The 18,366-nt window shown below is 66.9% G+C and carries 14 protein-coding genes; 12 read left to right on the plus strand and 2 right to left on the minus strand.

What is annotated here, in order from left to right; all coding sequences use genetic code 11:
• A complete protein-coding gene (gene brxL / locus HIR79_RS02140) occupies positions 1-2,052 on the plus strand; it encodes a BREX system Lon protease-like protein BrxL (RefSeq protein ID WP_169956458.1) in 2,052 nt (683 codons plus the stop codon).
• Between the two features lie 74 nt (positions 2,053-2,126).
• Here the strand turns inward: brxL and narL are convergent, their stop codons facing one another.
• Together narL and HIR79_RS02150 are read right to left on the minus strand one after the other, a co-directional pair.
• Positions 2,127-2,792, minus strand: coding sequence for a two-component system response regulator NarL (narL, locus tag HIR79_RS02145; RefSeq protein ID WP_169956460.1), 666 nt, complete (start codon positions 2,790-2,792; stop codon positions 2,127-2,129).
• A 7-nt stretch (positions 2,793-2,799) separates the two neighbouring features.
• Positions 2,800-4,737, minus strand: a complete 1,938-nt coding sequence (locus HIR79_RS02150; RefSeq protein ID WP_169956462.1) for a type IV pili methyl-accepting chemotaxis transducer N-terminal domain-containing protein — start codon at positions 4,735-4,737, stop codon at positions 2,800-2,802.
• Between the two features lie 141 nt (positions 4,738-4,878).
• On the opposite strand from HIR79_RS02150, the gene HIR79_RS02155 reads away from it, so the two are divergent.
• The 11 genes from HIR79_RS02155 (at position 4,879) to moaA (ending at position 18,270) form a co-directional block, all read left to right on the plus strand.
• Positions 4,879-6,144: an MFS transporter gene (locus tag HIR79_RS02155; RefSeq protein ID WP_169956464.1), complete on the plus strand. Its 1,266-nt coding sequence runs from the start codon at positions 4,879-4,881 to the stop codon at positions 6,142-6,144.
• A gap of 213 nt (positions 6,145-6,357) precedes the next feature.
• Positions 6,358-10,125 (plus strand): nitrate reductase subunit alpha, encoded by a 3,768-nt coding sequence (locus HIR79_RS02160; RefSeq protein WP_169956467.1) that lies wholly within the window; start codon positions 6,358-6,360, stop codon positions 10,123-10,125.
• Entirely contained in the window at positions 10,122-11,702 is a 1,581-nt protein-coding gene (narH, locus tag HIR79_RS02165) for a nitrate reductase subunit beta (protein WP_169956469.1), read from the plus strand. The genes HIR79_RS02160 and narH overlap by 4 nt, the downstream gene beginning before the upstream one ends.
• Positions 11,695-12,474 (plus strand): nitrate reductase molybdenum cofactor assembly chaperone, encoded by a 780-nt coding sequence (gene narJ / locus HIR79_RS02170; protein ID WP_119021288.1) that lies wholly within the window; start codon positions 11,695-11,697, stop codon positions 12,472-12,474. The genes narH and narJ overlap by 8 nt, the downstream gene beginning before the upstream one ends.
• Before the next feature lie 13 nt (positions 12,475-12,487).
• Entirely contained in the window at positions 12,488-13,177 is a 690-nt protein-coding gene (gene narI, locus HIR79_RS02175) for a respiratory nitrate reductase subunit gamma (protein ID WP_169956471.1), read from the plus strand.
• Between the two features lie 197 nt (positions 13,178-13,374).
• Entirely contained in the window at positions 13,375-14,196 is an 822-nt protein-coding gene (locus tag HIR79_RS02180) for a peptidylprolyl isomerase (protein WP_169956473.1), read from the plus strand.
• Positions 14,197-14,276: 80 nt separating this feature from the next.
• A complete protein-coding gene (gene moaB / locus HIR79_RS02185) occupies positions 14,277-14,879 on the plus strand; it encodes a molybdenum cofactor biosynthesis protein B (RefSeq protein WP_169956475.1) in 603 nt (200 codons plus the stop codon).
• The gene (locus HIR79_RS02190) at positions 14,876-16,126 is read left to right on the plus strand and encodes a molybdopterin molybdotransferase MoeA (protein ID WP_169956477.1); all 1,251 of its coding nucleotides are present in this window, start codon (positions 14,876-14,878) and stop codon (positions 16,124-16,126) included. The genes moaB and HIR79_RS02190 overlap by 4 nt, the downstream gene beginning before the upstream one ends.
• Positions 16,086-16,829 (plus strand): Crp/Fnr family transcriptional regulator, encoded by a 744-nt coding sequence (locus HIR79_RS02195; protein ID WP_169956479.1) that lies wholly within the window; start codon positions 16,086-16,088, stop codon positions 16,827-16,829. The genes HIR79_RS02190 and HIR79_RS02195 overlap by 41 nt, the downstream gene beginning before the upstream one ends.
• Before the next feature lie 44 nt (positions 16,830-16,873).
• Positions 16,874-17,284, plus strand: a complete 411-nt coding sequence (locus HIR79_RS02200) for a putative zinc-binding protein (RefSeq protein WP_169956481.1) — start codon at positions 16,874-16,876, stop codon at positions 17,282-17,284.
• Positions 17,281-18,270 carry a GTP 3',8-cyclase MoaA gene (gene moaA / locus HIR79_RS02205; protein ID WP_169956483.1) on the plus strand — a complete coding sequence of 330 codons (990 nt, stop codon included), beginning with the start codon at positions 17,281-17,283 and terminating at the stop codon, positions 18,268-18,270. The genes HIR79_RS02200 and moaA overlap by 4 nt, the downstream gene beginning before the upstream one ends.
• The last annotated feature ends 96 nt before the right edge of the window (positions 18,271-18,366 follow it).

The following is an 18,366-nucleotide window of genomic DNA, read 5'->3' on the forward strand; positions in this document are numbered from 1 at the left end:
ATGAGCACGCTTGACCAAAAGATCAACGAACACTTCCCCGGGTTGGTGGTGCGCAAAGACCTGGTTAAAACGGTCAAGGGCAACGCCATCGTCCCCTCGTACGTGCTCGAGTATCTGCTCGGCCAATACTGCGCCACTAACGACGAGGCCACGATTCAGACTGGTATCGAGACGGTCAAGGAGATTCTGGCCAAGCACTATGTCCACCGCAACGAGGCCGGGCTGGTGCGCTCGAATATCAAGGAAAAGGGGCGCTACAAGGTCATCGATAAGATCAGCGTGGCCCTGAATGAGAAAACGGATGCCTACGAGGCGCAGTTTTCCAACCTGGGAATCAAGAAAGTGTTGGTGGATTCTGGGACCGTGAAGGCCCACCCCAAACTGCTGGTAAGCGGCGTCTGGTGCATTGCGGACATCGAATACGTATTTTCTGAAGACCAGAACGTCAGCCCCTGGATTCTGTCCACCCTCAAGCCGATTCAGCTATCTCACTTCGACTACGACGCCTACGTTGCCGCGCGGCAGCAGTTCAGCACCGATGAGTGGATTAACCTGCTGATACAGAGCATTGGCTTTAACCCGGAGATGTTTGGGCGGCGCAGCAAGCTTCTCCAGCTCCTGCGATTGGTCCCTTTTTGCGAGCGCAACTACAACCTGATCGAACTTGGCCCCAAGGGGACAGGTAAATCCCACGTTTACTCCGAGTTCTCGCCCCATGGGATCCTGGTATCGGGTGGTGAAGTTACCGTACCCAAGCTATTTGTGAATAATTCCAGCGGCAAGATTGGCCTGGTGGGGTACTGGGATTGCGTGGCCTTCGACGAATTCGCTGGCAAGCAGAAACGCGTCGATAAAGCACTGGTCGACATCATGAAAAACTACATGGCCAACAAGTCCTTCTCCCGGGGCGTGGAGACCTTGGGCGCGGAAGCTTCCATGGTGTTCGTGGGGAATACCCGGCATACCGTACCTTATATGCTGAAACATTCGGACCTGTTCGATGAGCTGCCGGACAAGTTCTACGATTCTGCCTTTCTGGACCGAATCCACTTCTACATCCCCGGGTGGGAGGTCGACATCATCCGGGGCGAGATGTTCTCCGACGGCTATGGCTTCGTGGTGGACTACCTTGCAGAAATCCTGCGCTCGATGCGGAACTACGATTATTGCGATCAGTACCGGGAGTACTTTACCCTCTCTTCGGATATCTCGACCCGTGACCGGGACGGTATCAACAAGACCTTTTCCGGCTTGATGAAGATCCTGTTTCCCCAGGGCGGAGCAACCAGGGATGAGGTTGAAGAAGTGCTGCGTTTTGCCATCGAGGGGCGCAAGCGGGTCAAGGACCAGTTACAGCGGATTGACACCACCTACGGCGAAGTCCGATTTTCTTATCAGGATCAACAAGGCCAGGAAATACTGGTCACGACACTTGAGGAAGAAGAGTACCCGGGTTACTACCATCAGACAGTGTCCACCCCTGATGACGGGGGATTAGAGCCCGAGCCAGCAGCAGACGTTAAAGGTGGCGAGCCCAAAGAGCCCCGCGCCCCTGAGCCTGCGCTGGAGGAAAAACACCTGACCTTCCAGGAGAACCAAAAAGGCATCTCATTCGACGGCTTGTTTGGCGCATACCTGAAAGGCGCCAGCAAGATCACCGTCACAGACCCCTACATCCGGCTTTTCTACCAAATCCGCAATTTCATGGAGTTTCTCGAAGCCATCGTGAAGAACAAGGCCGAGGAAGATGAAGTGGCGGTTCACCTCGTCACCGTCCGGGACGAGTTCAAGGGTGACTTACAAGACGAGAGTTTTGAAAAAATCCAGGAATCCGCTCGCACCGTGGGCATCGACTTCACCTGGGAGTTTGATGAAAGCGGCACCATTCACGCCCGTCATATCGTTACAGATCACGGCTGGAAGATTTCACTGGATCGAGGGCTGGACATCTTCCAGCACTACGAGATGAATGAAGCCTTCGCGTTTGCCAACCGGTTGCAGCAGTTTCGCTCCAGCAAGGCCTTTGAGGTGACGTTTATCAGGCTGGGTTAACTGGATGATCTAGTCGGCTAACCCAGCCGGGTCACCACAGCGGAAAATACTTGGCCAGCTGAGCAGACTGCGAACTACCTGTCGATCCCTTCCTGCACGGCCCACACCGCGGCCTCGACCCGGGAGCGCAGGTTGAGTTTCTTGAGCAGGTGCTTCACGTGCACCTTCACCGTGCCCTCGGTGATGTCCAGCTTGCGGGCGATCATCTTGTTGGAGAGCCCGCCGGCCAGCTCGCGCAGGATCTCGCGCTCGCGCTGGGTCAGGCTGTGGATATCCGGCGTCGCCGGCTGGCTGCGCTGGCTGCGCAGCGCCTCGGCCAGCAGGGCGGTGAGGCTCTCGCTGATCACCATGCGCCCGAGCGAGGCCTGGCGCAGCTGGCGGATCATCTCGTCCGGGTCCATGTCCTTGAGCAGGTAGCCGTCGGCGCCGCCCTGCAGGGCGGCCACCACGTCCTCCTCGTGGTCGGAGACGGTGAACATCACCACGCGTCCGGCGTAGCCCTCATCGCGCAGCCGCTTGAGGGTCTCGATGCCGTTCATGCCGGGCATGTTGAGGTCCAGCAGCACCATGTCGGGGTCGCGCTCCAGGGCCAGGCGGATGCCTGTCTCGGGGTCGCCGGCCTCGCCGATCAGCGCCATGTCGTCTTCCAGCTCCAGCAGTTGGGAGACGCCGCGACGCAGCAGCGGGTGGTCGTCGATGATCAGGATGCTGGCGGGGGTATCGGGTGTCTTGTCGGTCATGCCTGGATTAGTCCCTGTTCCCGTGGTGGTCGGTGGCGATGGCGTCGGCCCTCGGGTCGACGGGGGTGGCGGGGATGCTGCCGGCGCCGACGTGCTGGCTGATCAGGCGCGCGGTCTGGGGGGTGAAGACCAGCTCCACCCGGGTGCCCCCCTGGGCACGATTGCTCAGGGTCAGCTCGCCACCCAGGGTCTCGGCGCGGTCGCGCATGATCACCAGGCCGTAGTGCATGGGCGGCGAGCTGTCGTCCGAGAGGCCCACGCCGTCATCCTCGATGACGACGTGGAGCCGGGCGGCGTGGAAGGTCACCGACACCGCCGCCCAGTGGGCGTTGGCGTGCTTGACCACGTTGGCCAGCGACTCCCGCACCACCTGCAGCACGTGGATCTCCTCGTTGGGATTGAGCAGATGGGGCGGCAGGTCGACGGTCAGGTCGATGCGGGTCTCGAGGCGCTCGCCGAACTCGGTGACGGTCTGGCGCAGGGCGCTGGCGAGTCCCGGGCCCTCGAGCTTGAGGCGGAAGGTGGTGAGCAGCTCGCGCAGCTGGCGGTAGGCGCTGTCCAGGCCGGTGCGCAGTTCGTCGAACACCGGGGCCTGGGTCTCCGGCCCCACCCCCTTGGCCTGCATGCGCTCAAGGCGCGCCACCTGCATCTTCAGGTAGGAGAGCGACTGGGCCAGGGAGTCGTGGAGCTCCCGGGCGATGATGGTGCGCTCGTTCATCAGTGTCACCTGCTGCTGCTCCTCGATGCGCCGCTGCAGGTAGACCGCGGTGGCCAGTTGGTCGGCCAGGGCGTTGAGCAGGCGCTTCACGCTGTCGGTGAGCGGCACGTCCCGCGGATACCAGACCTCCAGGGTGCCGAGCATCAGGTCGCCCACGCTCACCGGCAGCAGCTGGCACTCGCCGGCCTCGGTGGCCTGCAGCGTCAGCGGCTGGGGGTCGAGCAGGCAGGCGTGGCAGTCGTGGTCGCGGCAGTACTCGGGGCGGCGCGCCGAGTGGGTGGCCAGTATCGGGATATCGCGCTCGTCGTGGGGGTCGTGGAGCGAGAGCCGGATGGGGCCGATCTGGAGCAGCTGCTCCAGGCGGCGCAGCATGGGGGCGGCGCTGGCGCAGAGGTCGTTGCCGCCGCCGTAGAGGGCACGGCTGCCGTCGTGCAGCACCTGCATGGCGCGGTTGCTGCGCTCCAGCTCCGCCTTCTTGCTGGTGGCGCGGGCCTCCAGCTCGGCATAGCTGGTGCCGAGCTCCTCGGCCATGGCGTCGAAGGTGCGCCCCAGCAGGGCCAGCTCGTCGCTGCCCGAGAGCCGGGTGCGGTGGTCGAAGTTGCGGTGGGCGGCCTCCCGGGCCAGCACCACCAGGTGGCGCAGCGGCATCACCAGGTTGTGGCGGATATCGTAGAGGGCGATCACCACCACCACGGCGGTGAGGGCGAGGAAGAGGATCTGCAGGGCGCTGAGCAGCTGGATCTTCGATTCGCTGTTCTGCTCGAGCAGGGTGACCAAGGCGTCGATCTCGGCGACCAGCTCGTCCAGGGTCTCGCGCAGGGCGTCGGGTTCCACGCCGCCGCCGCCGGTGGCAAGTTCGACCTGTGGGGCCAGCTCCTGGCCCCAGCGCTCCAGGATCAGCCGGTACTGGCGCTGCAGGGCGTGGTCCTCGGCGTCAGGCAGGGCGCCGGTCAGCTCGGGGCTGGCCAGGCGCTGCTCGAGGCGCTCGGCCAGCTCAGCTACCTGGGCGCGGGTCTCGGCACCGGGCCGCTGATCAAAGCGCTGCAGGGCGCTGACGATCTGGTAGGTGTTCATGCGCAGCGAGCCGGCCATGTTGATGGCGGCGGCGTCGCCGCGGCTGTCGGCCGCCACGGTCATGGTCACCACGATGCTGACCAGCGCCATGGCGCTGATGGCCAGCAGCGAGGCGGTGATCCGGGCCACCAGGGAGTGTCGCAGCAGTTTCATCGCGCCTCGAGATGGGTCGGGGGTCTTGGCCAGTCTACTACACCCTTGGGGGTAGAACGCATACCTCCGATGCCCCTTTGACCCCCGGGGGTGAGCTCCCGAGACTCTTTCGAGACTCCACACCTTCTCCGGCCCTCGATGATGCCAGCCGCCCAGCAGTTCGACCCAGAGCTCGACCAGGAGCCGACTGGGGGCTATCGGCCCCTGGTCGTCGTGCTGCTCTCGCCGCTGGCCTTCGCGCTGGTGTTCGCCAGCTGGACCATCTTCGCGGTGTTGGGGGTCGAGCTCAAGGGACTGCTTGGCTTCGGCGAGGCGCGTTTCGCCGTGCTGCTGGCCATGCCCATGGCGATGGGTGCCCTGGCCGCGCTGCCCATGGCGCTGCTGGCACAACGACTAGGCGGGCGGCGGGTGATGATCGCCTGCCTGCTGCTGATCTGCCCCTTCCTGTGGGGGCTCTCCCACTCCCGGGACTACTACCACTTCCTGCTCGCCGGTGCCGGCCTGGGCCTCGGCGCCGGGTCGCTCTCGGCGGGGCTGGTCTATGTGGCGGGGCTCTGCCCACGGCGCCACGCTGGTCTGGCGTTGGGCCTCTATGGCGCCGGCATGGTGGGCGCAGGGCTCAGCTACCTGCTGCTGCCGCTGGTCAGCCAGGCCTACGGCTGGCGCAGCGCGCCGCTGCTCTACCTGCTGCCGGTGCTGGTGGTGGCCGCCCTGCTGTGGCTCTTTGCCGACGACCTCGAGGCGGAGCCGAGCGCTCGCCCCGCGCTGCCGGCACTGCTGGCCCGCCTGGCCTGCTGGCGGCTGTGGCGCCTGGCACTGGTCTACAGCTTCTTCTACGGCGCCTTCGTGGCCCTGGCGCTGTGGCTGCCGGCCTATCTGAGCGCCCAGTACCAGCTCGAACTCAAGCAGGCCGCCCTGACGGCGGTGCCCTTCGTCCTGGCGGTGGGCATCGGCCAGGTGATCGGCGGGGCCTGGGCCGATCGGCGCGACTTCCGTGCCCTGCGCTGGTGGGTCAGCGCCTTCGTGCTGGTCTGCCTGTTCCTGCTCTCCTACCCCCCCTTCACCATGCGGGTCGAGGGGGTGCATGCCCCCATTACCCTGCACTACGAGGCGCCGCTCGGGGGCTTCCTGCTGCTGCTCTCACTGATGGGGGCGGCCATGGGGGTCGGCAAGGGCAGCCTGATGCGTCTGATCCACCGCGACCACCGCGACGAGATGCCCCTGGTGGGCGGCCTGGCGCTGACCCTGGGCGGGCTCTTCGCCGCCCTGCTGCCGCTGGTCTTCGTGGTGGGCAATGAGTGGGTCGGCATCCGCACCGCCGGCTTCATGTTCCTCTATGGCTCGCTGGTCGTGTGCATGCTGGTGATGGTCTGGGACCACGCCAGCGGCCGCGCCGGGCGGGCCTGAGCCGCCGCGCTTATCCCCCTCGTTCGGCGGGTCTATCACCTTGGGGGTAGAGGGGCGGTATATGGAGGTAACCGGGCAGTAATCCGTCGATTGTTCGCCCAGAATCCTCTGCAAGGTTCCTGTCTGGCGTGCGGTTCACTGCGCCACGCTGCACGACAGGCCGGGTGGCCCAGGGCGGTCACACCCACTTTCCAAGAAGCCTGGAGATCGACCATGAGTCACTTCATTGATCGGCTGAACTTCTTCCGCAAGGCCCGCGAGCCCTTCGCCAACGAGCATGGCGAGACCCGCGAGGAGTCGCGCGGCTGGGAGGACAGCTATCGTCAGCGCTGGCAGCATGACAAGGTCGTGCGTTCCACCCACGGGGTGAACTGCACCGGCTCCTGCAGCTGGAAGATCTACGTCAAGAACGGCCTGGTCACCTGGGAGACCCAGCAGACCGACTACCCGCGCACCCGCCCGGATCTGCCCAACCACGAGCCGCGCGGCTGCCCGCGGGGCGCCAGCTACTCCTGGTACCTCTACAGCGCCAACCGCCTCAAGTACCCGCTGATCAGAAAGCCGCTGCTCAAGCTGTGGCGCGATGCCCTCAAGGAGAAGAAGGACCCGGTCGACGCCTGGGCCTCCATCGTCGAGGATCCCGCCAAGACCAAGCAGTACAAGCGCGCCCGTGGCATGGGTGGCTTCGTGCGGGCCAACTGGGACGAGCTCAACGAGCTGGTCGCCGCCTCCAACGTCTACACCGCCAAGCAGTTCGGCCCGGACCGCATCATCGGCTTCTCGCCGATCCCCGCCATGTCCATGGTCAGCTACGCCGCGGGCAGCCGCTACCTGTCGCTGATCGGCGGCGTCTGCATGAGCTTCTATGACTGGTACTGCGACCTGCCGCCGGCCAGCCCCCAGACCTGGGGCGAGCAGACCGACGTGCCCGAGTCCGCCGACTGGTACAACTCCGGCTACATCATCGCCTGGGGCTCCAACGTGCCCCAGACCCGTACCCCGGACGCCCACTTCTTCACCGAGGTGCGCTACAAGGGCACCAAGACCGTCTCCATCACCCCGGACTACGCCGAGGTCTCGAAGCTCACCGACGAGTGGCTGTCGGTCAAGCAGGGCACCGATGCGGCCATCGCCATGGCCATGGGCCATGTGATCCTCAAGGAGTTCCACCTCGAGAAGCCCAGCACCTACTTCACCGAGTACGTGCGCCAGTACTCCGACATGCCCTTCCTGGTGGAGCTGGAGCAGCGCGAGGACGGCAGCTACGTGCCGGGCAAGCAGATGCGCGCCAGCGACTTCGCCGACGGCATGGGCGAGAACAACAACCCCGAGTGGAAGACCGTGGCGTGGGACGAGACCCGCGATCAGCTGGTGGTGCCGCGCGGCTCCATCGGCTTCCGCTGGGGTCAGGAGAGCGGCGAGGAGGGCAAGTGGAACCTCGAGCCCCGCGATTCTGCCGGTGACGAGATCAAGCCGCTGCTGACCCTGGCCGACCACCACGACGACGTCGCCAAGGTCGCCTTCCCCTACTTCGGCGGGCTCAAGCACGAGCACTTCGACCATGTCGAGAGCGGCGGGGCCAGCGACGAGCTGCTCTACCACAGCCTGCCGGCCAAGCGCCTGAAGAAGGCCGACGGCAGCGATGTGCTGGCGGTAACCGTCTTCGACCTGATGTGTGCCAACTACGGCATCGACCGCGGCTTCGGTGAGGATGACGGCGCCAAGTCCCTGGACGAGGTGAAGCCCTACACCCCCGCCTGGCAGGAGAAGATCACCGGCGTGCCCGCCGAGCAGGTCGCGCGCATCGCCCGGGAGTTCGCCGAGAACGCCGACAAGACCCAGGGCCGGTCCATGATCATCGTGGGTGCCGCGATGAACCACTGGTACCACATGGACATGAACTACCGCGGCCTGATCAACATGCTGATCATGTGCGGCTGTATCGGTCAGAGCGGCGGCGGCTGGGCCCACTATGTCGGCCAGGAGAAGCTGCGCCCGCAGACCGGCTGGACCCCGCTGGCCTTCGGCCTGGACTGGAACCGTCCGCCGCGCCACATGAACTCCACCTCCTTCTTCTACAACCACTCCTCCCAGTGGCGCTACGAGAAGCTCGAGATCAAGGAGATCCTCTCCCCGCTCGCCGACCACAGCAAGTACACCGGCAGCCTGATCGACTTCAACGTGCGCTCCGAGCGCATGGGCTGGCTGCCCTCCGCGCCCCAGCTGGGGGCCAACCCGCTGCGCCTGGCCAAGGCCGCCGAGGCCGCCGGCCTGTCCACCAAGGACTATGCCGTCGAGCAGCTCAAGGCCGGCAAGCTGGCCTTCGCCGCGGAAGATCCGGACAACCCCCAGAACTTCCCGCGCAACCTCTTCATCTGGCGCTCCAACCTGCTGGGCAGCTCCGGCAAGGGCCACGAGTACATGCTCAAGTACCTGCTGGGCACCCGCCACGGTATCCAGGGCAAGGACCTGGGCGACTTCGGCGGCCAGAAGCCGGAAGAGGTGAAGTGGCACGACGAGGCGCCGGAAGGCAAGCTCGACCTGGTGGTGACCCTGGACTTCCGCATGTCCTCCACCTGCCTCTACTCGGACATCGTGCTGCCGACGGCCACCTGGTACGAGAAGAACGACCTCAACACCTCGGACATGCACCCCTTCATCCACCCGCTGACCGCGGCCACCGACCCGGCGTGGGAGTCGCGCAGCGACTGGGATATCTACAAGGGCATCGCCAAGGAGTTCTCCCGGGTCTGCGTGGGGCACCTGGGCGAGGAGACCGATCTGGTCACCCTGCCGCATCAGCATGACTCCCCCGCCGAGCTGGCCCAGCCCGAAGTGCTGGACTGGAAGAAGGGCGAGTGCGAGCCGATCCCCGGCAAGACCATGCCGGCGCTGATCGAGATCAAGCGCAACTACCCCGAGACCTACGAGCGCTTCACCTCCGTGGGCCCGCTGCTGGAGAGCATCGGCAACGGCGGCAAGGGCATCAGCTGGAACACCGACTCTGAGGTGGAGCTGCTCGGCAAGCTCAACCATCGCAAGCTGGAGGGTTCCTCCAAGGGTCGCCCGCAGATCGAGACCGCCATCGACGCGGCCGAGATGATCCTGACCCTGGCGCCGGAGACCAACGGTCAGGTGGCGGTGAAGGCGTGGGGCGCGCTCTCCAAGATCACCGGGCGGGATCACACCCACCTGGCGATCAACAAGGAGGAGGAGAAGATCCGCTTCCGCGATATCGTCGCCCAGCCGCGCAAGATCATCTCCAGCCCGACCTGGTCCGGCCTCGAGGACGAGCACGTCTCCTACAACGCCGGCTACACCAACGTGCACGAGATGATTCCGTGGCGCACCGTGAGCGGCCGCCAGCAGTTCTATCAGGATCACGCCTGGATGCGCGCCTTCGGCGAGAGCCTGTTGACCTACCGTCCGCCGATCAACACCAAGACCCTGGTGAGCTTCGAGGCGCCGGCAGACAACGGCTACAAGAGCAAGGCGCTGAACTTCATCACGCCGCACCAGAAGTGGGGGATCCACTCCACCTACTCGGACAACCTGCTGATGCTGACGCTGAACCGCGGCGGCCCGGTGGTGTGGCTCTCCGAGACCGATGCCGCCGAGGTGGGCATCGAGGACAACGACTGGGTCGAGCTCTACAACGCCAACGGCTCCATCGCCGCGCGAGCCGTCGTCAGCCAGCGGGTCAAGGCCGGCATGGTGATGATGTACCACGCCCAGGAGCGCCAGGTGAACGTGCCGGGCTCCGAGGTCTCCGGCACCCGCGGGGGCATGCACAACTCCGTGACCCGGGTCTGCCCCAAGCCGACCCACATGATCGGCGGCTACGCGCAGCTCTCCTACAGCTTCAACTACTACGGCACCGTCGGTTCCAACCGCGATGAGTTCGTCATGGTTCGCAAGATGAAGCACATCGACTGGCTGGATGGCGAGGGCAATGACTACGTGCAGGAGGCCGTGAAATGAAGATTCGTTCCCAGGTAGGCATGGTCCTCAACCTCGACAAGTGCATCGGTTGCCACACCTGTTCGGTGACCTGCAAGAACGTCTGGACCAGCCGTGAAGGCGTCGAGTACGCCTGGTTCAACAACGTCGAGACCAAGCCCGGCATCGGCTATCCCAAGGAGTGGGAGAACCAGACCAAGTGGAAGGGTGGCTGGCTGCGCCGCAAGGACGGCAAGATCGAGCCGAAGATCGGCGGCAAGTGGCGGGTGCTGGCGAACATCTTCGCCAACCCCGACCTGCCGGAGATCGACGACTACTACGAGCCGTTCACCTTCGACTACGAGCACCTGCACACCGCCAAGATCGGTGAGCATCAGCCGGTGGCGCGCCCGCGTTCGCTGATCTCCGGCGAGCGCATGAAGAAGATCGAGTGGGGCCCGAACTGGGAGGAGATCCTCGGCACCGAGTTCGCCAAGCGTCGCAAGGACATGAACTTCGAGAAGGTGCAGGCCGACATCTACGGCCAGTTCGAGAACACCTTCATGATGTACCTGCCGCGGCTGTGCGAGCACTGCCTCAACCCGACCTGCGTGGCGAGCTGCCCGTCCGGTGCGATCTACAAGCGCGAGGAGGACGGCATCGTCCTGATCGACCAGGACAAGTGCCGCGGCTGGCGGATGTGCATCTCCGGCTGCCCCTACAAGAAGATCTATTACAACTGGAAGACCGGGAAATCGGAGAAGTGCATCTTCTGCTACCCGCGCATCGAGGCCGGTCAGCCGACCATCTGCTCCGAGACCTGCGTGGGCCGCATTCGCTACCTCGGCGTGCTGCTGTATGACGCCGACCGCATCGAGGAAGTGGCCAGCTCCCCGGACGAGCGCGACCTCTACCATCGCCAGTGCGAGATCTTCCTGGATCCCAACGATCCGGCGGTGATCGCCCAGGCGAAGAAGGACGGCATCACCGACAACGTGATCAAGGCCGCCCAGGAGAGCCCGGTCTACAAGATGGCCATGGAGTGGGGCCTGGCGCTGCCGCTGCACCCGGAGTACCGCACCCTGCCCATGGTCTGGTACGTGCCGCCGCTCTCGCCGATCCAGTCCGCCGCCGAGGCCGGCAAGATCGAGTTCGACGGCGTGATGCCGAAGATCGAGTCGCTGCGTATCCCGGTGCGCTACCTGGCCAACATGCTCACCGCCGGTGAGGAGGCCCCCGTGGTGCTGGCGCTCAAGCGGCTGATGGCCATGCGCCTCTACATGCGTGGCAAGCACGTGGACGGCCAGGCCAACACCGCGGTGCTGGAGGATGTCGAGCTGACCGAGGCGCAGGTGGAGGAGATGTACCGCTACCTGGCCATCGCCAACTACGAGGATCGCTTCGTGATCCCCACCAGCCACCGCGAGATGGCCACCGAGGCCTTCCCGGAGCGCGGCGGCTGCGGCTTCACCTTCGGCGATGGCTGCCACGGCGAGAGCAAGCCGAGCCTGTTCAACGGCCGCTCCCAGACCACCACCCTGGTCAAGCCAGTGGAATCCTTCGACCCGCAGAGCGATGGGCGGCGCGACGAGAAAGCCGAGGAGGCCCGTCATGGCTGATGCTGCCCTGAAGATGGCCGCGCCGGCGGTTGGCATGCGCAGCCTGCGCGTGCTGGCCCGCCTGCTCGACTATCCCACCGAGGAGCTCCAGGCCGCGGCCGGCGAGCTCATCGAGATCATCGACCAGGAGCGCCGCCTGCCGGCGGCGCTGCGCACCGCCCTGATGGACTGGTGCCAGCGCATTGCCGACGGCGACCTGCTCGAGCTGCAGTCCGAGTACGTGGCCCGCTTCGACAAGGGGCGCGCCACCTCGCTGCTGCTCTTCGAGCATGTCCACGGCGAGTCCCGCGACCGCGGCCAGGCCATGGTCGACCTGATGGCGGAGTATCAGGCCGCCGGCTTCGAGCTGGATGCCCGGGAGCTGCCCGACTACCTGCCGATCTTCCTGGAGTACCTCTCCACCCGAGAGGAAGCCGAGATCGGCCGCTGGCTGGGCGAGATCCGCCACATCCTCGGCCTGATCACCGCGCGCCTCGAGGAGCGCGGTGCCGATCATGCCCTGGTGCCGCGCGCGCTGCTGGCGCTGATCGGCGCCGAAGCCGAGGCCGACGCCCACCGCGAGGAGGTCCAGGGCGAGTCCCGCGATGACACCCCCGAGGCGCTGGATGCGGTCTGGGAAGAGGAGGCGGTGCGTTTCTCCGCCGAGTCCGACCAGGACTGCGCCCTGCAGTCCGCCGAGGGCCGACGCCTGGCCGAGCGCAAGCAGGGCGTGCAGAGCGAGGCCGTTCGCATTCTCTCACCCGAGGCGATGCCTCCGGTGACGGGTCGTTAACAGGAGAATTACCATGTCCGCATTCGGCACCTATCTCGACCACCTGATCTACGGCTACTACCCCTACCTGGTGGGCACCGTGTTCCTGGTCGGCAGCCTGCTGCGCTATGACCACGGCCAGTTCACCTGGAAGACCGGCTCCAGCCAGATGCTGTCGTCGAAGAACATGCGCCTCGGCAGCAACCTCTTCCATATCGGCATCATCGTGATCTTCTTCGGCCACCTGTTCGGCATGCTGACGCCGCACTGGGTCTACTCGCCCTTCCTGCATGCCAGCACCAAGCAGCTGCTGGCCATCGTGGTAGGCGGCGTGGCCGGCCTGATGTGCCTGGTGGGCGGCGCCATGCTGCTGCATCGCCGCATCTTCAACCCGCGGGTGCGCGCCTCCTCCAGCACCATGGACACCCTGATCCTCGGGCTGATCGTCTTCCAGGCCTTCCTGGGCATGATCACCATCTTCTTCTCGCTGGGCCACATGGACGGCGAGATGATGCTGACCCTCTCCAGCTGGGCCCAGTCCATCGTCTTCTTCGGCGGCGGCGCGGCGGCCTACATGGAGAACGTCTCCTGGATCTACAAGCTGCACATCTTCCTGGGCCTGACCATCATCCTGCTCTTCCCCTTCTCGCGCCTGGTGCACGTGTGGAGCATTCCGCTCGGCTATATCACCCGTCGTTACCAGCTCGTGCGCAAGCGGGGTTGATCGGTCGAGCCATAGCGTTTCGGCAGGGGCGCCGGGGGCAGGCCGAAGAGGAGGTCCTATGCCAGGGATGGCATCGGTAGCGCCCAGGGATGGGTTCACAGCGCCTCCTCGTCGGTCCGGCGCTCCGGGGCCTGCCGCCGGATCAGCCCCTCTCGCCGGCGCTGGGGACATGAATTGAGCTGTAAGGATTTATCACCATGCAGAAGATCGATATCGAGATGATCCCGGGGGGCGCGAGCCCCCCTCCCATCCGGGTCGGCGAGGCCACCATCCCCGAGGCCGAGATCGCCCAGGAGATGCAGTACCACCCGGCGGACAGCGCCGGCAGCGCCCAGCTCAAGGCCGCCCGCGCCCTGGTGGTTCGCGAACTGCTGCACCAGCGCGCTGCCGCCCTGGGCCTGGCCGATGCCGACGGCACCGATCTCGACGAGAACGATGCCGCCATCGCTGCCCTGCTTGAGCAGGAGCTGGACGTGCCCGAGCCCTCCGAGGAGGACTGTCGGCGCTTCCATGCCACCCACGCCGAGCGCTTCAGCGAGCCCACCCTCCTGAGGGTGCGCCATATCCTGCTGGCCGCGGCACCGGACGACGCCGAGGCCCGTGATGCCGGTTACCGCCAGGGCGAGAAGCTGCTCAAGGAGCTCTCGGCCATTCCCGAGCGCTTCACCGAGTTCGCCATGCGCCATTCCGCCTGCCCCTCCAAGGAGCAGGGCGGCGAGCTGGGCTGGCTGGCGCCGGGGCAGACCGTCGCCGAGCTGGACCGCGCCCTGCAGCATCTCCCCGAGGGGCTGCACGACCGCCCGCTGGCCTCCCGCTACGGCTGGCACCTGGTCAGCATCGACGAGCGTCGCGAGGGCCGCGAGCTGCCCTTCGATCAGGTCGCCGAGCGCGTGCGCCACAGCCTGCGCGAGCAGTCTACCCGTCGCGCGCTGCGCCACTACCTGCTGGTGCTGGAGTCGGAGATCGGCGTCGAGGGGGTGGCCCTGGATGATGATGCCGCCGGCAGCCTGATGCAGTAAGCGGAGGGCCGAGCCCGGCCCTTCCTGTTCCCCCCATTTCCCATGCCGCCGCCCGCGTCGCGGGCGGTCAGGAGGACCCCATGGCCCACGTCCACGCCAACACCCCCTTCGCCCCGCTGGGCATCGCCGTGCTGACCGTCTCCGACACCCGCGGGTTCGACGAGGATGGCAGCGGCGACCTGCTCTCCGAACGGCTCACCGAGGCGGGCCACGCCCTGGTGGAGCGGCGCATCGTGCCCGATGACGTCTATCGCATCCGCGCGGTGGTCTCGAAGTGGGTGGTGCGTGGCGACATCCAGGTGGTGCTGGTCAATGGCGGGACGGGTTTCACCCCCCGCGATACCACCCCCGAGGCGCTCTCGCCGCTGTTCGACAAGGCCATTGATGGCTACGGCGAGCTGTTTCGCCAGCTGTCGCTCGAGAGCATCGGTACCTCCACCATCCAGTCCCGCGCGGTGGGCGGGCTGATCGACCGCACCCTGGTGTTCGCCATGCCCGGCTCGCCGAAGGCGTGCGCCACCGCCTGGGACGGCATTCTCGAGGCGCAGCTCGATGCCCGCACCCGGCCCTGCAACTTCGTGGCCATGGTGCTGCCGGAGACCAGGCGCTGCGGCAGCCGCCGGGCGGTCCCGGCGCCCCGCCAGGACGATGACGAGACCCGCCGCCAGGAGGCCAGCGCATGAACTGCGGATGCGCCGAGATCGCCACCCCGGGGCTGCTCGACCTCTTCGACGCCCGGGCGCGGATGATCGCCGCGGCCCGGCCCGTGGACGGAAGCGAGCGGGTCTCGCTGGCCCGGGCTGCCGGCCGGGTGCTGGCCGAGGATGTTCTCGCGACCCTGGACATGCCGGGGGTCGATAACAGCGCCATGGACGGCTACGCGCTGCGCCTGACCGAGCGCTCCCCAGAGGGCCTGCCGGTGGCCCTGCGGGTGCCCGCCGGGGCCGGCGTGATGCACCTGCCGGCGGGTGGCTGCGCGCGGATCTTCACCGGCGCGCCGGTGCCGCTGGGCGCCGACGCCGTGGTGCCCCAGGAGCGGGTGAGCCTGGATGCCGAGGGGCGCATTCACATCGAGGGCGAGCTCGCCGAGGGGGCCAATATCCGCCGCCGCGGCGAGGAGACCCGGGCGGGCGAGCTGCTGCTGCCCGCCGGGGCGCGCCTCGACGCGGCGGCCATCGCCCTGCTCGCCAGCCATGGCATCGCCGAGGTGGCGGTGGTGCGCCGCCTGACCGTCGCCCTGATCTCCACCGGTGACGAGCTGATCGAGCCCGGTGCCGTTCGGGTGCCCGGCCAGGTCTACGACAGCAACCGCGTCATGCTGGCGGCCCTGTTGGCCCAGGCCGGCTGTGAACTGCTTGATTTCGGCGTCATTCCGGACGCTCCCCTTGACCTGCATCACGCCTTTGCCGAGGCCCGTGATACGGCCGATCTGGTAATGTGTACTGGTGGTGTGTCGGTGGGAGAAGAGGACCATGTGCGACCGGTCATCGAGCAACTGGGCGGGATCGCCTTTCACGGCGTGGCCATGAAGCCCGGCAAGCCCTTCGCCCTCGGCTACCTGGGCGAGTCGCTCCAGGCCGGCACGCCGCTGATTGCCCTGCCGGGCAATCCGGTGGCCTCGCTGGTGGGCTGGCAGCTGCTGGCACTGCCCTTCGTGCAGGTCCGCCAGGGCCGCGAGGCGGCGCCGCTGCAGCGTTTCCCGGTGACTGCCGGCTTCTCCCGGGGCGGCCCCAGGGGGCGTCGCGAGCTGCTGCGCGTGGTGCTGGACTGGGCGGCGGGGACGCCGGTGGCGCGCCTGGCCGGCGGCCAGGGGTCGCACATGCTCAGCGCGGCAAGCCAGGCCCATGGCTACCTGGTGATCGATGCCAACAACGATGTGGAGAACGGCCATGCCTACGAATACTGTCCCGCCGCCCAGTTCCTCGACTGAGCTGCTGTTCAACCCGCGTCAGCTGCGCGAGCTGGTGCTGGGGGTGCCCTGGCTCGCCGGCCTGGAGGAGGCCGAGCTCGAGGCGCTGCTTCAGGCGTCCGATCTGCGCACCCTCAAGCCCCGCGAGTGGCTGTTCCGCCAGGAGACCCCGGCCCAGTGGTTGCACGTGGTGATCAGCGGCACCGTGCGCCTGGTGCGTGCCGCCGGTGACGGCCGCATGGCCACCATCCGCTGCGTGGAGCGCGGCGGCACCCTCGGCGAGCTGAGCATGGTCTCCAGCGCCGGGGTCTACCTCTACTCCTCGGAGGCGCTGCGCCGTACCCATGTGCTGTCGATACCCGCGGCCCGCTGCCGGGAGATCCTCGATCGCCAGCCGGCGTGTCGCGCCGAGTTCATGAGCCGCCTGGCCCTGGAGCTCACCGACCGGCTCGAGGACCTGGCGCTGCTGACCCAGGGGGATGCCATGTCGCGGCTGGTCAGCTACGTGCTGCGCCAGCTGCCCTCGGGGCGCAGCCGCAGCCCGCGGGTGATTCGCCTGACCATTCCCAAGCGCTGGCTGGCGGCCCAGCTCGCCATGACCCCCGAGACCCTGTCGCGGCTGCTGGCCAAGCTGCGCGACAGCGGCGCCATCAACATCGATCGCCAGCGGCTCACCGTGCTTGATGAGCAGAAGCTGCGCGACTTCATGATGACCGACGACTGAGCCCGCCCCTGGCAGGGCCGTCGTCCCGTCCCCCGGAGGCCGACATGTCCCGACCCGCGAGCAAGCCCCGCACCCTGGTCTACTCCTGCTCCGGCTGTTCCGACGTGGCCCAGCTGGCCAACGACGTGGCGCTGCGCCTGGATCACGGCGGCGTGGCCGAGATGTCCTGCATCGCCGGCGTCGGCGGCGGGGTGCCCGGCCTGGTGCGCACCGCCCGCTCGGGGCGCCCCATCGTGGCCATCGACGGCTGCCAGATGCACTGCGCCAGCCACTGCCTGGCCAATGCCGGCGTCACCCCCACCGAGCATGTGAGGCTCTACGAGCGCGGCCTGCGCAAGCGCCGCGGCCAGTTCTATGACGAGGCCACCGTCGCCGAGGTGGCAAGCGACGTGGGCGAGCTGATCGCCCGGCTGCCCATGGACGCCGAAGCCCGGGTATCGGAGCAGACGACATGAGCGCGCTCGTCGACGGCTTCGGCCGCACCGTCCGCTACCTGCGCCTCTCGGTCACCGACCGCTGCGACTTCCGCTGCGTCTACTGCATGGCCGAGGAGATGACCTTCCTGCCCCGCGCCCAGGTGCTCACCCTGGAGGAGATGGCGACCCTTTGCCGCGCCTTCGTGGAGCTGGGCGTGGAGAAGATCCGCCTCACCGGCGGCGAGCCGCTGGTCAAGCGCGGCATCGAGACCCTGGTGGAGGAGGTCGGCGCCCTGCCGGGGCTGCGCGATTTCGCCATGACCACCAACGGCGCCGGCCTCGCCAGGCACGCCCGGACCCTGCGCGACGGGGGGCTCAAGCGCCTCAATATCAGCCTCGACACCCTGGACCCGGCGCGTTTTCGCGCTCTGACCCGCACCGGTGACCTGGCGAAGGTGATCGACGGCATTCGCGCCGCCCGGGAGGCCGGTTTCGAACGCATCAAGCTCAACGCCGTGATCCTCAAGGGGCGCAACGACGACGAGGTGCTCGACCTGGTCGAGTTCGCCCGCGCCGAGGGCGTCGATATCAGCTTTATCGAGGAGATGCCGCTGGGCCTGGCGATCGGCCACGACCGCGCCACCACTTTCTGTTCGAGCGACGAGGTGCGCGGGATCATCGAGTCCCGCCACACCCTGGTGCCTACCACCGAGACGACGCTTGGCCCCTCGCGGTACTACCGCATGGCGGACTCCGAGAGCCGGATCGGCTTCATCTCGCCCCACAGCCACAACTTCTGCGACGCCTGCAACCGGGTGCGCGTCACCGCCGAGGGGCGCCTGCTGCTGTGTCTGGGCAACGAGCACTCGGTGGACCTGCGCGCCGTGCTGCGCCGCCATCCCGGCGACACCGAGCGCCTCAAGGCCGCCATCGTCGCCGCCATGGCGAGAAAGCCCGAGCGCCACCACTTCACCACCGACGGCGAGGTCCAGGTGGTGCGCTTCATGAACATGACCGGCGGCTAGCCGGTCGCACGGGCCCGACGCCTTCGTCGGGCCCCGTCACGCCTCTTTTCTCCACTCTTCTCCTCTCTCCCCCGATCGCGCTTCCGGCCTGCCGGG

The organism is Halomonas sp. PGE1 (assembly GCF_013000985.1).
Taxonomy (GTDB): Bacteria; Pseudomonadota; Gammaproteobacteria; order Pseudomonadales; family Halomonadaceae; genus Halomonas; species Halomonas alkalicola.

Coding starts and splice junctions, on each gene's coding strand:
- brxL (WP_169956458.1), top strand. CDS start 1: ATGAGCACGCTTGACCAAAAGATCAACGAACACTTCCCCGGGTTGGTG.
- narL (WP_169956460.1), bottom strand. CDS start 2,792: ATGACCGACAAGACACCCGATACCCCCGCCAGCATCCTGATCATCGAC.
- HIR79_RS02150 (WP_169956462.1), bottom strand. CDS start 4,737: ATGAAACTGCTGCGACACTCCCTGGTGGCCCGGATCACCGCCTCGCTG.
- HIR79_RS02155 (WP_169956464.1), top strand. CDS start 4,879: ATGCCAGCCGCCCAGCAGTTCGACCCAGAGCTCGACCAGGAGCCGACT.
- HIR79_RS02160 (WP_169956467.1), top strand. CDS start 6,358: ATGAGTCACTTCATTGATCGGCTGAACTTCTTCCGCAAGGCCCGCGAG.
- narH (WP_169956469.1), top strand. CDS start 10,122: ATGAAGATTCGTTCCCAGGTAGGCATGGTCCTCAACCTCGACAAGTGC.
- narJ (WP_119021288.1), top strand. CDS start 11,695: ATGGCTGATGCTGCCCTGAAGATGGCCGCGCCGGCGGTTGGCATGCGC.
- narI (WP_169956471.1), top strand. CDS start 12,488: ATGTCCGCATTCGGCACCTATCTCGACCACCTGATCTACGGCTACTAC.
- HIR79_RS02180 (WP_169956473.1), top strand. CDS start 13,375: ATGCAGAAGATCGATATCGAGATGATCCCGGGGGGCGCGAGCCCCCCT.
- moaB (WP_169956475.1), top strand. CDS start 14,277: ATGGCCCACGTCCACGCCAACACCCCCTTCGCCCCGCTGGGCATCGCC.
- HIR79_RS02190 (WP_169956477.1), top strand. CDS start 14,876: ATGAACTGCGGATGCGCCGAGATCGCCACCCCGGGGCTGCTCGACCTC.
- HIR79_RS02195 (WP_169956479.1), top strand. CDS start 16,086: ATGCCTACGAATACTGTCCCGCCGCCCAGTTCCTCGACTGAGCTGCTG.
- HIR79_RS02200 (WP_169956481.1), top strand. CDS start 16,874: ATGTCCCGACCCGCGAGCAAGCCCCGCACCCTGGTCTACTCCTGCTCC.
- moaA (WP_169956483.1), top strand. CDS start 17,281: ATGAGCGCGCTCGTCGACGGCTTCGGCCGCACCGTCCGCTACCTGCGC.